Here is a 13,927-nt window from a genome sequence, read left to right as displayed (position 1 = left end):
CTAGATTACCTCACGGATCGCGCCATAAAGATCGCTCCAGCCATCGCGGGTGCGCACCACGGTTTCGAGATATTCCGACAGCGCCACGCCGTCCTGCGCGGGATCTTTGACGACAGCGCCGACAATATTTGTGGCCAAGGCCCGCGCATCGATCCGGCCATCGCCGAAATGCGCCGCTTCGGCCCAGGCTGATACGCCGACCGAGATGGCTTCGGCAGTCGACAGCGTGCCGGTGGAACTCTTGAGCTTGGTCTTGCCATTCAGCGTCTTGCCATCGCGGATTTCGCGAAACAGCGTGACCACGCGCGCCAACTCCTTGTCCGCCGGTTGGATCGGCGGCAGGCTGAGATTGCCGCCGATCTCGCCAACCCGCTTGATGACGATCTGCGTCTCTTCCTCAAGCGTCGCTGGCGACGGCAGCACCACGACATTAAAGCGACGCTTGAGCGCCGACGACAATTCGTTGACGCCCTTGTCGCGATTGTTGGCGGTGGCGATGATGTTAAAGCCGCGTTCAGCATCAATGGCCGTATCGAGTTCCGGCACCGGCAGCGTCTTTTCCGAAAGAACGGTGATCAACGTATCCTGCACATCCGAACCCATGCGGGTCAGCTCTTCGAGCCTCAGAATTGTGCCCTCTTCCATGGCGCGGACGAGCGGCGTCTTGACCAAAGCCTCGCGCGAAGGGCCTTTTGCGAGCAGGAGAGCATAGTTCCAGCCGTAGCGGATCTGGTTTTCGTCCGTGCCGGCGGTGCATTGGATGAGGCGCTGCGACGAGCCGGAAACGCCGGCCGCCAGATGTTCGGACACCCAGGATTTCGCAGTGCCCGGCAGACCCAGCAGCAAGAGAGCCCGATCGGTTGCAAGCGTCGCCACGGCCGTTTCGATCAAGCGGCGATTGCCGACATATTTTGCAGAGATTGGCGTGCCATCTGCGGCCTTGCCGCCGAGAACATAGGTCGCGACAGCCTGCGGCGACAGCTTCCAGTTTGCCGGTCGAGCGTGATCATCGCCCTTGGCGAGCGCGGCAAGCTCGGCGGCATAGATCTGCTCGGCTGGGCGACGGAGTTGTGCTTCAGGCATTATGGGCCTCCAGAATATCCATGAGATCAACAAAAAGCGCGGCGGAATGGGTTAGGTTGGCGTCGAGAGATGCAAACGCCGACCGCAACGCCGGGCGCATCGATGGCGGGCAGAGCACGGCGAGGCACTCGATCAGCTCGGTAGAAAGGCGTGTCGGATCCTGGCGAAAAGCCAGCCACGCCCGGCTTGCCAGGAAATCGCGCATCAACTGTTCGGACGCTGGACCGTCGAGCAGATCGATCAAGGATGTCAGCGTCCAGAGCGTGGCTGTTTCATTCCAATGTTTCGGCTGCACGACCAGATCCGCCCATCGGCTCCGCTCTTCCGGTGTATATCCCGCAAGAGCGCCAAAGCCGCCCTGGACGACATCGGACCAGGCCGTGTCGAGACGCGAAACAATCTTGCCGACCAGGTCCAGCCGTTTCTCATCGGTGGCCATGATCAGACATGCCAACAGCAATGGCGCGTCTTTCTGCGCCGCTTCGATGATCTCCTCGGGAGACATCTTCAGACTGCCTGCCAGCGCGGAGAAACCGATATCGGCAAATGTTTGCCGCACCCAGACAGAGATGGCGTTCTGTTGAACAGTGGCTGGAGTTTGCAGAGTCAGCACCGTCTTTCTGAAGATAAGGCCGATTTTCGCCCTCTTTATTCGTTCCAGTGCGGCGTTCAGGGCTGGATTGTCGCCTACAAATCCAGGAAGCCGCGCGAGAAACTGCCGCCCCAATTCACGGACGCGCGGCGCGCGGTCCTGGGCGAGGCTCTCCAGGAATTCCGCGTCGGCCGGCGAGAGCTTGGCGCGCAGAGCGTTGAGCAACCGGAAGCGATTGTCCGCATTCTCCGAACCCCAGCTGATTTTGAGCAGCGCCAAAGCCCCTGCAGGATCAATCTCCCGGCGTGATGCGATGAAGCGCGCCTTCAGCGCAGGCGTTGCAACCATCCACGTTTCATCGGTGAGCATGTCGGAGGCAAAGTAGCTCTGCTTCTGCTCGGTCGGCGCCTCACGCTGGGAAAACGCCATGGCCTCGGCGCCGAGCGCTTCCGCATGCGCTTTCACAAAGCTTTCCAGTTTCGGCAGGTCAAATGGATGAAGCCGAAGCGCACGCAGATCCAACGTGCGGGCGATTTCCACAGCCATCATCGTGGAGACCGGAGACTTGCCGGCAAGAAGGCGAACCATCAACTTGCGCGCTGGATCGGGCACGATGCGCCGTTCGTCTTCGACTGGCGCTTCGACCAGAAACTGGGCAGGGTGCGCGGGGCGGTCAAAACGAAGCGCTTGCCCGGCAAGGCTGAGCGCCTGAAGCGGAGAGCTCGCTTTGATCTTGTCCAGCGCAAGCCCGTCGCGCGCGCCGGACAGAAGTCTCGGCAAGATAAGGGCCCTGAGGTTCTGCGCCGTCATGCCGTCCACCTGCCAAGCGGCGTCTCTGCCCAACAAAGCCGAAAGCTCGCGCCATCCCAAAGGCCAGCGCCATCGAAGGCCTTGAATTGCAATAGCGGCCATGCCTCCGCCGTCTGGGATTGATCGAGTGGCAGCGCGATCTCGCCTTGGCGTAGCCAGAGCGCCTCGCCCGAACGCCGGAGCTCGGCGCCCAGGAACATTAACGCATAATCCTCGAGCCACGGCTTTTCCGCCATCGCGTCATCATACTGGTTCACAGCGTCGGCGAGATCATGATCTGGCAGAGAAAGCGGCGCGATGGACTGTTTCGAGCCAGTGAATTGCCGCGCGATCACTGCACGCATAGGCACCGGAGAAGGATAGAAGACGAGCTCCGCCTCAAAGCTGTCGCCAGGGGAAAACCCGGAGGCTCCGCCTGTCGCAACCGGGGTGAATTCAATCAGGACAGCAATCTGCTCCCTTCCCTTAAGCCATGTCTCGCTGCGCCTGAGCTTGTCGGGTTGCACCTCGCTACGGCTCGCCCAGACGCGCCAGGTATCATTGACACGCAGGGCCTCGGCGTCGGCGAGCAGGCTCTCGCGCGTAATGTTCCAGCCCACCATCTGGCGCACATCGCTTTGAAGAAGATCGGGCAAATCGTCCTGTCGCCGATAGGCGTCTGCAATCAGGTGCAGCATGCCAAGTTCCTTCACCGCTGCTTCCGGCCGGGCGGCTTCCGGCAAAGCAAACAGCCGGGCTGGAAGGGTGTCGACCCTCAGCGCCAGCCCTGATGCCTTGGCGTCGACCAGACGCTGCGCCATCAGGCGGCATACGCCAGAGGCTTTCGACGGGAACGCCGCAAGGCCGGCATCGATCTGGTCTGATATCCAGATGTCGAGCTCATCAAGGCCGTTGGCGATTGACGCCTCACGCTCAACCCGATTGCGCGCGCGTGCAGCCGACGCGCGCGCTTCAGCCTTCGGGTCAGCATTGTCTTCGACCTCGGTTGTTGAAGCGATGGCGGCCTTGGGTTTGTCCGCGGCGGCTGGTGCCGCCGCATTCGGTCCGCGCCGACGTGAGAGCCAGTCGCTCACCCAATCTGGCGGAGCGCTGGTCGCAAATGGCGCTTTCTGCTCTGCGCGCATCCACATTAGCGCCAGCGAGTGCTTGCAGGGAAATTTACGGCTGGGGCATGTGCATTTGTAGCCCGCATCGAGCTCGGTCACTGAAATCCGGTAGGGTGTCGCGCCCGATCCGTGGCACTCGCCCCAAATGAGTCCCGCGCCGTCCTCCGCCAAAGTTGGCCAGAGCGCTGGCTTGAGAAGCTTGCGCGCGGCGTCAAGCGAGCCTTGGTCGGGAGCCAGCGCTTCAATCTTCGACAGACTCAAGCTCACCCCTAACCTCCCATGCGCATGCATGTTTTTGCTAATGGACAATATCTTGCATGATCGTCCGGCAAGCGCAACAACCCAAGGGTGACCAAAGACAGCTTTGAACCGCGATGGGTTGTCGTCCCGCCGCGGATCGTGCGCTTACGCCCGGCTCTTCGTTTTCCGCCAGGGCGCATCCTTCTGCCAGTCGTCCGCCATGATGCAGCCATAGGGGATGACCTCGTCGATCACCTCGGCCAAATAAGCGCCCAAATGCCCGAAATCGTTCCAGACGTGTTCGGCGGAAAATATAAGGAAATCAATTGGCTGGGGAACCTGGATTCTCACTGACTTCTCAAAGGCTTAGCTGAGGCCCTGAATTCTCTGTGTCTCTCCGGCCGCAAACGACCTTGGATGCCGCCTTTGTGCCCTGGCTTTGGACATCAGTCAACAGGGCGGGCGAGGGGCAATTATTTCCGGGTTAATGAGCTAATTTTTGCGCGCGAAAATGCGGGATATCGCGCAGTACAATGAAGTTGTACGAGTGGAGGCGCTGCGCCCGATCGCATGAGACCAATCCGGGTTATGGTCTTATCAGTCCAAATTTTGGACCGACAAAAGGGATTGTCTCACCGCTAAATCTTCAGACAGGCCAAGCTCAGCGGAGAAGGTTCTGCTGCCTCAAGACTTCTCGGGGTGCAGGAGATCGCCAGATTGTCTGGAAAGATTCCACCACATTGGAAGCCGTGACCGAGACGCCGGGCAGGGCAACCCAGGCAGGGGTCAGACGATTGAGGAGGGCGGTGACGGTCGTCGAGGCGGCGGTCTGCCCCTGCCGGAATGGCTGCTGTGCCGCGATCGTCACGATTGGGCCACCGCCGGACAGGCTAATGGCGGCTTCCTTGCCGAGATCGACGGTGCCGATCGGGACGGACAGTCCGGCAGAGGCGAGGGCGGCGGCTGCCGCGATCGCAGGCGTATCCCAGACCACGAAGAGGCCCTTGAGGTCTGGTTGCTTTTTCGCCATTGCCGCAGCCGTGGCGCCTGCCTCCGCAAGGGAAGGAAAACGGGCGACATGCAGGCGGTGGCGCGGCCGGTTGATCCGCATCCATTTGACGAAGGCGATCTCGCGCTCGTTGGTTGCGAAGAAATCGGAGTCGTAGCCGAGCACGCCGACTTCCCCATCTTCGCCGAGATGCGGCGCCAGACCCTCGGCCGCCATCTTGCCGAGGCCAAAATTGTCGGCGGAGATCAGCGCGACGTAATCCTTGCCGGGCAGCAAGCCGGTCGGCACATTGTCGAGCAGCACCAGCTTGATCCCGGCGGCGGAAACGCGGGCATGGGCGGCAGCAACTTTCGCATTGGCGACGGGCAGCGAAATGATGGCGTCCGGTGCCTCGCGGATCAGCCGGTCCAGCGCCTCGATCTGTACCTCCGGCGTGAAACCGCAATCGACGACATCGATGACCGCCACACCGCAATCGCCCAGCGTTCCGACGATGCCGGCCAGTTGCTGCTTGGCCCAGTCGCTCGCCAGCGTATGCAGCACGATCGCCACGCGCAGGCCCGCAGCCCGCGCGCGTGCCTTGTCCTCCGGCAGCAGCAGCACCCGTTCCGGGGCCGATGCCCGTTCCCCATGGGGACCCAGTCCTTCAATCACCATCGACGCACCTCAAGCTTTCGGAGGCGGCATGACCGCTGCAACGGCAGCGGTCTGCGTCTCCAGGCGGCCGCGAAGGGCCTCGAATTGTGGATGCGCCTGCGGCCGCCCGGCCATGATCCAGTCGCGCAGGACCGCAGGAGAAAACAGGCTTTCCGTCGCCACGATGGCCGCGCCGACAAGTCCGGACGAACTTCCCATCTGCGAGCGGATGATCTGCAGGTCGCGGCTGACGAGCGGATGAGAGGCGCCATAGATGGCCTCGCGGGCCGCCGCGAGAAGAATGTCGTTGCTCTGGGCGATCGATCCGGACAGCACGATCAGTTCCGGGTTCAGCATGTTGGCGAGTGTTGCCACCACCTGGCCGATCATGCGACCGCTTTGGGAGAGGATGTCGATCGCGCCGGCATCGCCCATATGGGCTGCCTGCGCCACCTCGACGGCGGTGATCTCTCCGCCGCGCCGCAGATGCTCGGCGAGGATCGGGCTCAATCCCCTTTCCGCCTGCTGGCGGCCTTCGCGGATGATCGCCTCGGAGCCCGCCATGGTTTCCAGCGTGCCGTGCCGCTCGCCGGCACTAACGGGTACGGAGCCGATCAGGCCAACCGCCCCCTGTGCCCCGCGAAACAGGTGGCCGTCGCTGACGAGACCCGCGCCGATCCGCTTGCCCACCTTGACAAACAGCATGGCGCGATGGCCGACGCCGGCGCCGGAATGAAATTCACCCATGGTCATGGTTTCGACACTGGAGCGCAGCCAGACAGGAACGTCGAAGGACTCGACCAGTTTCTCGACCAGGGGGAAGCTTTCCCAGCCGGGCAGGACCGGCGGCGTGGCGTTTTGAAAAAAGCTCTCGCCACTGTCGGTCACCACGCCCGGCACCGAAATGGAGATGCCCCAGAGCTCGCCGGCATCCGGCTGCATCTCGACAATCCAGCGAAACAGCGTGATGAGCCGGTCGAGCAGTGCAGAGACAGGCTGGGTCAGATCCGCCGCCTCGTGATGCTCCATCTTCAGCTTGCCACCGAGATCGGCAAGGCCGACGCCAAGCGCCGTCTGATCGAGGGTCGCGACGAGAAGGCTGCCGCGATGGGCAGAAAACTGCACCAGCCGCGGCGCCCGTCCGCCTGTGGCCGTCCCCAGTTCGCTTTCATCGACCAGCCCGAGCTCGGTCAGCGTGCCAAGACGATCCGCCACCACGGCGCGGCCGAGTTCGCTCTCGCGCTCCAGCTCCTGCCGGGTCGTGGCCTTTTCCGTGCGCACCAGGTTGAGAATTTCCACCAGGCTGGGCGCAGCCGTCTCCGCCGTGCGCGGACGGCCCTTTCGGCGGGGCTGTAGATCGGCATCCATATTCGCCGTGGCAGGCATGTCTGTTCCTTTCGCCCGAACAAAGCGGATAAACCTTGATAAATCCTCATCTTGAGACGCGCAACTACAAACTTTTGCATTAAATCAACATAAGTTAGGTAGTAAATGCATTTTAAATGTTGACATACGTTTTATACGGACGCATTAAAGTCGGCATCTGGTGGAAATATCTTGAGGAGGAGAGGACCATGGATGGCTGCAAACTGGCCTATCATGCCAATTGCTGGGGGGAGTTGGGTGGAAGCGCCGTCGGCGTCACCTCGATCACGCAGCTTTCCTACCGAACCTTCGGCGACATGCGCCGCGCCTTCGCCGATATCGCAGCGGCGGGCTATGAGGGCGTGGAGCTGTTCGACGGCAACCTGCTCGACTTCTCTGCGGGCGACATGCGTGCCCTGCTTTCCGACCATGGCCTGAGCCTGGTCGCGGCCTATGCCGGTGGAAACTTCATCTTCGACGACATCCTGCCCGAGGAGCTGGCACGGGTGACCCGTGCGGCGGATCGGGCCGCCGAACTCGGCGCTCCGCATCTGGTCGTCGGTGGCGGCGCAAAGCGTTTCGATGGAACGCGGGAGGCAGATTTTCACAAGCTTGCCGCAGCGCTGGATCGGGTGGGGGAGATTGCCAGCGCACGCGGCCTGCGCGCCCATTACCATCCCCATCTCTCCACGATCGTGGAAGGACCGGAGGAGGTTGCCAAGATCTTCAGCCTCACGGGTATCGATTTCTGCCCGGACACGGCGCATCTCGCCGCAGCCGGCGGCGATCCCGCAACGCTTATCCGGGATCACGCTTCGCGCATTTCTTATGTCCATCTCAAGGGCCTGCAGCGCGAACCCTTCGCCTTCACGCCCCTCGATCGTGGTGACGTGCCGACGGACGGCATCATCGCCGCATTGCGCGATATCGGCTTTGCCGGCTGGATCTGCGCGGAACTTGATGCCTGGCCCGACCCGCTGGAGGGCGCTCGTGCCAGCATGACCTATCTGAAATCGGCCAGTCCCGAGAAGGATTGAAGGCCACCGGGGCAGGGCCCCATCCACGGGAGGAAATCATGATTACCAGACGCATTCTGTTGTGCTCCGCGGCCATCGCGGCAGCCCTGTCCATCGCCGCCCCTACATGGGCCGCCGATCCCGATGCTGCGCTCGCCAAGCTGCAGGATTCGGTTCTGTCGAAGGGTCCGTCGGGCGAAGACCCGTCGCCGGCCTCCGGCGTCAAGCTGAGCGATGAGGAACTCGCCAAGGTCAAGGGCATGAGTGCCACGGCCGCCATAGTCATGCATTATGGCGGCAACGACTGGTCGCGTGCCCAGATCAACGGTCTGCAGACGCAGTTTGCGGCCATGGGCATCAAGGTCATCGCGGTCACCGATGCCGGCTTCAAGCCGGAAAAGCAGGTGGCCGACCTCGAGACCATCATGGCGCAGAAGCCGAGCATCATCGTGTCCATTCCGACCGACCCGACTGCAACCGCAGCAGCCTACAAGGCCGCCGCCGATGCCGGCACCAAGCTGGTGTTCATGGACAATGTTCCGGCTGGCTTCAAGGCAGGCAAGGACTATGTCTCGGTCGTCTCCGCCGACAATTATGGAAATGGCGTTGCCTCGGCGCATCTGATGGCCAAGGCACTGGGTGGCAAGGGCGAAATCGGCCTCGTCTTCCACGCTGCCGACTTTTTCGTGACCAAGCAGCGCTATGACGCCTTCAAGAAGACCATCACGTCGGACTATCCAGACATCAAGATCGTTGCCGAGCAGGGCATCGGCGGCCCGGATTTCTCCGGTGATGCCGAAAAGGCCGCCGGTGCCATTCTGACGTCCAACCCGAACGTCAAGGGCATCTGGGCGGTCTGGGATGTGCCCGCGGAAGGCGTCATCGCCGCCGCGCGCAATGCCGGACGGGACGACCTCATCATCACCACGATCGACCTCGGAGAAAACGTGGCGATCTCGATGGCGCAAAACGGTTTCGTCAAGGGCCTTGGCGCCCAGCGTCCCTATGATGCGGGTGTTGTCGAAGCCAAGCTCGCCGGTTATGCGCTTCTCGGCAAAGAGGCTCCTGCCTTCGTCGCCCTGCCGGCTTTGCCGGTGACGCGTGAAAACCTGCTGGACTCCTGGAAGACGGTCTATTCGACCGAAGCGACCGACAACGTCAAGTCCAGCCTCGGCAACTGACAGCAGCCGGGACGCGTCGCGGCTCATCGCGCCGCGTCCCCGCAGGCCGGTTGAAGGTGATCACGGATCCCGCCGGCAACAAGAAGCAGCATATGGCTGCGACAATCAGGAGAAACCGCAATGACGAAAGTGATGAACGTCGCCATGATTGGTGGCGGCTTCATGGGCAAGGCGCATGCCATGGCCTATGCTGCCATGCCCATGTTCTTCTGGCCGGCCCCGGCCATTCCCCACCGCAAGGTCGTGGTGGATGTGACCGATGGCATGGCCGACGAAGCCCGCCAGCGGTTCGGCTTTGAAGAAGCCTCCTCCGACTGGCGCGCCACCGTCAACCGGCCGGATATCGATGTGGTCGATATCTGCACCCCGAACAATGTCCATGCCGAAATCGCCATCGAGGCGGCACGGGCCGGCAAGCATATCATCTGCGAAAAGCCGCTGGCCCGCACCGTCGAGGAAGCCCGCGCCATGGCTGAAGCCGTCGACAAGGCCGGCGTCATTAACATGGTGGCCTTCAATTACCGCCGCACGCCGGCGGTTGCGCTGGCCAAGAAATACATCGAGGAAGGCCGCATCGGCCGTATCCTCAATTTCCGCGGCACCTATCTGCAGGATTGGTCCGCCGATCCGGACTCGCCGCTCTCCTGGCGCTTCCAGAAGAAGATCGCCGGTTCCGGCGCCGTTGGCGACATCGGCACCCATGTGGTCGATCTCGCGCATTACCTCGTCGGCCCCATTGCCGAAGTCATCGCCCTCACCACCACCTACAACAAGACCCGCCCGCTGCAGCAGGGCGGCGTCGACAAGCTGGGTGCGGCGGAAAAGGCGGCTGACGCGGAGCGGGGCGATGTGGATGTGGATGACGAAGTCGTCTCGATGCTGAAATTCGCCAATGGAGCGATCGGCAGCCTGGAGGCCACCCGCAATGCCTATGGCCGCAACAATTTCATCACGCTCGAGATCCATGGCACCAAGGGCTCGATCCACTTCAACTACGAGCGCCGCGACGAACTTCAGGTGATGTTTGCCGATGACCCGGCAGACGCCCGTGGCTTCCGCACGGTCTATACCGGACCGGCCCATCCCTATGGCGGCGGTCTCTGGCCAATCCCCGGCCTCGGCATCGGTTATTCGGAAACCAAGATCGTCGAGTGCTATGACTTCTTCCAGGCGATCGCGAAGGGCAAGCAGGCTAGCCCGAATTTCGATGACGGCCTGTTGACCGAACTGGTGGCGGACGCCTTCATTCGCTCGGGTGAGAGCGGCATATGGGAGAGAGTGGGATGAGTGCCAGCGTCGCAGCCGTCCGGATGACCGGCATTTCGAAATCCTTCGGGGGCGTCCGCGCCCTTGAAGGGGTCGATCTGGAAATAATGCCGGGTGAAGTTCACGCGCTTCTGGGCGGAAACGGCGCTGGCAAATCCACAATCCTCAAGATCCTGAACGGCGTTCACAAGCCGGACCAGGGAACGATCGAGGTCGGCGGGCAGGCGCTGACGGCCCATACGCCGGAAGAATCGCGCAGCGCCGGCATTGCCATGAATTATCAGGAAATGAGCCTGATCCCGACGCTGACCGTGGCGCAGAACGTCTTCCTGACCCGCGAGGGCCGTACGGGTGTGGGACTGATTGACGACGCCGACGCCGAACGCCGCGCCGCCGAACTGTTCGCCCGGCTCGAAGTCTCCGTCGATCCCCGCGCCATCGTCGGCGATCTCGGCGCGGGCCAGAAGCAGTTGACGGAAATCGCCAAAGCCATCTCGCAGGATGCGAAGGTGCTGGTCCTCGACGAACCCTCCACCGCACTCGCGGTGTCGGATGTCGAGCGGCTCTTCGTCTTTCTCCGCAAGCTCAAATCCAGGGGCGTGGCAATTATCTATGTCAGCCACCGCATGGATGAAATCGCCCGCATCGCGGACCGCGCCACCATCCTGCGCGATGGCCGGCACGTCATCACCGCACCGCTCAGCGACCTGCCGATCGACACGATGATCGAGCACATCGTCGGCAAACGCTCGAAAGGCCTGTCGGATGTCGTCCGCGGCTCGACGGTGCGGGGCGAGGTGCTCCTCGACGTGTCGAACCTCAGTGGTGTCCACAAGCCCGAAAACGTGTCCTTCTCGCTGCATGCCGGCGAAGTGCTGGGCCTCGCCGGCTTGCTCGGTTCCGGCCGCTCCTCGCTGGCCCGGTTGATTGCCGGGATTGATCCCGCAGCCAAGGGGTCGATGCGCATGAAGGGCAGGGCGGTCACCATTCGCAACCCCGGTGATGCCATCGCCTGTGGCGTGGCGCTGGTGCCAGAAGCCCGCGCCACGCAGGGCATCATCCCGGCCCATTCGGTGGCCTCCAACATGGTGCTGTCCGTCATCGGTCGCCTGTCAAAGGCGGGCTTCGTTGACCAGAAGGCCGCAGCCGATCTGACCGACACGCAGATCAGCCGCCTCTCGATCAAGACCGCCAGCCGCGACCATGCCGTTTCCACCCTGTCGGGCGGCAACCAGCAGAAGGTAGTCATCGGCAAGTGGCTCGCCACCAACCCCGACATTCTTATCCTCGATGAACCGACCGCCGGGATCGATATCGGCTCGAAGTCAGAAATCATCCGCCTCGTGCGGGAGCTTGCCGCATCCGGCAAGGCGATCATCATGATTTCGTCCGAACTGTCGGAATTGCTCACCGCCTGCGACCGCATACTGGTGATGGCGGATGGCCGGGTGCACGCGGATGTGCCGCGCGAAGCCCTCGATGACCCCACAGTGCCGGAAGACGACCTGGCGCATCGCCTGCAGGCAGCGGAGCAAAAACTCCAGACCGAGATACAGCGGGCGCTCGCAGCCCAGGAGACAATCAATGCTTAAGCGTTTCGCGGCCGACTGGCGCCAGAACATCATCTATATCGGCTTCATCGTCATCTTCGTCGTCTTTGCGGTGGCGTTGAACGACAAGGGCTTCCTCACACCCAACAATCTGCTGAACATCGTCCGACAGACGGCGATGATCGCGGTCATGGCCATCGCCATCACCTTCGTGCTGTCAGCCGGCGAGATCGACCTCTCGGTCGGCGCGGTGGCTGGTCTCACGACCGTCACGGTTGCCATGGCCATTGCCGTCGGTGGCCCTTTTGCAGGCGTGCTGGCCGGGATTGCCACGGGTATCGCGGTGGGTGCCTTCAATGGCTGGCTGACCACGCGGATCGGCATCCCCTCCTTCCTCACCACGCTGGCGATGATGGGAATCGCCAAGGGCGTTGCCATGTGGATTTCGGCAACCGCCGCCGTTCCGATCCTGTCGCCCGGCTATTCCTGGCTCTTCGGCGGCGGCAATCTCGGCCGCGTGCCCGTGCTGCTGATCTGGATGGTGGTGCTTGGCGTGATCGGCCATATCGTGCTGCGCCGCACCGGCTTCGGCCGCCGGGTGCTGGCGACAGGCGGTGGTGAGACGGCAGCGCGCTATTCCGGCATCGACACGCGCAACATCAAGTTCAAGGTTCTGGTCATGTCCTCTTCTGCCGCCGCGCTGGCCGGCATGCTTTATGCGGGACGTCTGCAGTCGGGCCGCTTCCAGCTTGGCGAAGGGGATGAGCTCTCGGTCATCGCGGCAGCCGTCCTCGGCGGCACCAGCCTCTTCGGCGGCAAGGGCACCGTGGTCGGCACCATCGTCGGCGCGCTGATGATCGGCCTGATCAACAATGGCCTCATCCTGATGGGCCTCGAATTCAGCCAGCAGCTCATCGCCCGTGGCGGGATCATCATCCTTGCCGTCGCCCTTAGCCAGAAAAGGACCGCATCATGACCGTCACCATCATTGGCACCGTCACGGCTCGACCCGAATGCCGCGCCGAACTGGAGGCCATTCTCACCCAGCAGGTTGCCCCGACACGGGCGGAAGCCGGCTGCATCAACTACGATTTCCATGTCGATGCGGGCGATGACTGTGTTTTCGTCTTTTACGAGAACTGGAGAAGCCAGGACGATCTGGACCAGCATATGAAGACGCCGCATCTCCAGCCGCTTCTGTCTGAGATCGACAGACTGCTGGCCCGACCGGTCGAGATCCGACACCTGCGGATGATCGGCAGCCCGGCCAACTAAGCGAGCTTCGCGGCGCTGCGCTTCTTGCTGAGGCCAGGCAGCCAAATGCCATGACAGTGGACCTCGTCAATCAACAGCGTGTGTGAAAGTAATTACCGTTCCCGATCTCATATTATGACGATCGCTTCGGCGAAACGTGCAGCAGTTTTGCGGCCAAATCTGAAGTGGGGTTTGCGCCAGATTGTCGTTTACTGCCATGTCGGTCGAAGTCAAATCTACTGTCACTTGTCGGCCCAAAACTCGCCTTGCTGCGGGTCCCCAGCCAATCTCTCTAGCGTCATTTTAGCAGGTGGGCGGCCTCAAAGATTGCGGCCGGGGTCGCCCAAGTTCCTGAGAAGACGTCGCTTTTTGGTGAGGGAGACAATCGCTGATTTGCAGGTCTGAAATAGCTCGCCTGGGAGACCTGGATTCTCACTGAGTTCTCAGGGGCTTAGCTGAGACCCTGAATTCGATGTGTTTCTCCGACCGCGAGCGACCTTGGATACCGCCTTTGTGTCCTGGCTTTGGGCATCAGTCAACGGGGTGGGCTGACGGAAATTATTTCCGCTGTTAAACCTCACGTTTACGACGAGGCGGCCATAGGCGTCCGGCCGCTTCTCGCGCCCAGTCTAGCCATTCAGACTGGACCTTTATGTCTGATCCTAGACTTCTATGGTGCAATATTATGAGTGAATGGGAGGACGCACTATGGAGCAGATGCTAGATGTGAGGGTCACGGCGACAACGCGTTATCTGGCAATACTGACTAGAGAGGTGACGGCACCTGTTCTTGATGCCTATCCATCACGTTCACACCCG

The 13,927-nt window shown here is 62.0% G+C and carries 11 protein-coding genes; 6 read left to right on the top strand and 5 right to left on the bottom strand.

The genetic code is table 11. The features are described 5' to 3' along the window. The 5 genes from ASG25_RS04770 to ASG25_RS04745 all read right to left on the bottom strand — a co-directional run bounded on the left by ASG25_RS04770 (position 1) and on the right by ASG25_RS04745 (position 6,862). Positions 1-1,083 carry an AAA family ATPase gene (locus tag ASG25_RS04770; protein ID WP_062469913.1) on the bottom strand — a complete coding sequence of 361 codons (1,083 nt, stop codon included), beginning with the start codon at positions 1,081-1,083 and terminating at the stop codon, positions 1-3. Continuing rightward, positions 1,076-2,485 carry a DUF5691 domain-containing protein gene (locus ASG25_RS04765; protein WP_156379591.1) on the bottom strand — a complete coding sequence of 470 codons (1,410 nt, stop codon included), beginning with the start codon at positions 2,483-2,485 and terminating at the stop codon, positions 1,076-1,078. The genes ASG25_RS04770 and ASG25_RS04765 overlap by 8 nt, the downstream gene beginning before the upstream one ends. Next, on the bottom strand, positions 2,482-3,858 hold the full coding sequence (locus tag ASG25_RS04760) for an SWIM zinc finger family protein (RefSeq protein ID WP_062472180.1): 1,377 nt from the start codon (positions 3,856-3,858) through the stop codon (positions 2,482-2,484). The genes ASG25_RS04765 and ASG25_RS04760 overlap by 4 nt, the downstream gene beginning before the upstream one ends. A 634-nt stretch (positions 3,859-4,492) precedes the next feature. Beyond that, positions 4,493-5,497 (bottom strand): substrate-binding domain-containing protein, encoded by a 1,005-nt coding sequence (locus ASG25_RS04750; RefSeq protein WP_062469904.1) that lies wholly within the window; start codon positions 5,495-5,497, stop codon positions 4,493-4,495. 9 nt (positions 5,498-5,506) lie between these two features. Continuing rightward, a complete protein-coding gene (locus ASG25_RS04745; RefSeq protein ID WP_062469901.1) occupies positions 5,507-6,862 on the bottom strand; it encodes an ROK family protein in 1,356 nt (451 codons plus the stop codon). A gap of 188 nt (positions 6,863-7,050) precedes the next feature. Between ASG25_RS04745 and ASG25_RS04740 the strand changes: the two genes are divergently transcribed. From ASG25_RS04740 to ASG25_RS04715, 6 genes are all read left to right on the top strand, one after another. Continuing rightward, complete coding sequence (locus tag ASG25_RS04740) at positions 7,051-7,878, top strand: sugar phosphate isomerase/epimerase family protein (RefSeq protein ID WP_062469898.1); 828 nt, start codon at positions 7,051-7,053, stop codon at positions 7,876-7,878. Between the two features lie 38 nt (positions 7,879-7,916). Continuing rightward, entirely contained in the window at positions 7,917-9,038 is a 1,122-nt protein-coding gene (locus ASG25_RS04735; RefSeq protein ID WP_062469895.1) for a substrate-binding domain-containing protein, read from the top strand. 120 nt (positions 9,039-9,158) lie between these two features. Next, entirely contained in the window at positions 9,159-10,325 is a 1,167-nt protein-coding gene (locus ASG25_RS04730; protein ID WP_062469892.1) for a Gfo/Idh/MocA family oxidoreductase, read from the top strand. Then, positions 10,322-11,896: a sugar ABC transporter ATP-binding protein gene (locus ASG25_RS04725; protein WP_062469888.1), complete on the top strand. Its 1,575-nt coding sequence runs from the start codon at positions 10,322-10,324 to the stop codon at positions 11,894-11,896. Before ASG25_RS04730 ends, ASG25_RS04725 begins: the two co-directional genes overlap by 4 nt. Continuing rightward, a complete protein-coding gene (locus tag ASG25_RS04720) occupies positions 11,889-12,830 on the top strand; it encodes an ABC transporter permease (RefSeq protein WP_062469886.1) in 942 nt (313 codons plus the stop codon). The genes ASG25_RS04725 and ASG25_RS04720 overlap by 8 nt, the downstream gene beginning before the upstream one ends. Next, positions 12,827-13,129: a putative quinol monooxygenase gene (locus tag ASG25_RS04715; RefSeq protein ID WP_062469883.1), complete on the top strand. Its 303-nt coding sequence runs from the start codon at positions 12,827-12,829 to the stop codon at positions 13,127-13,129. Before ASG25_RS04720 ends, ASG25_RS04715 begins: the two co-directional genes overlap by 4 nt. Positions 13,130-13,927 lie beyond the last annotated feature (798 nt).

Origin of the sequence: Rhizobium sp. Leaf384 (assembly GCF_001424065.1) — a bacterium.
Taxonomy (GTDB): domain Bacteria; phylum Pseudomonadota; class Alphaproteobacteria; order Rhizobiales; family Rhizobiaceae; genus Ferranicluibacter.
Note: the sequence above shows the minus strand (reverse complement) of the source record. Positions and strands in the feature narration are given on the sequence as shown.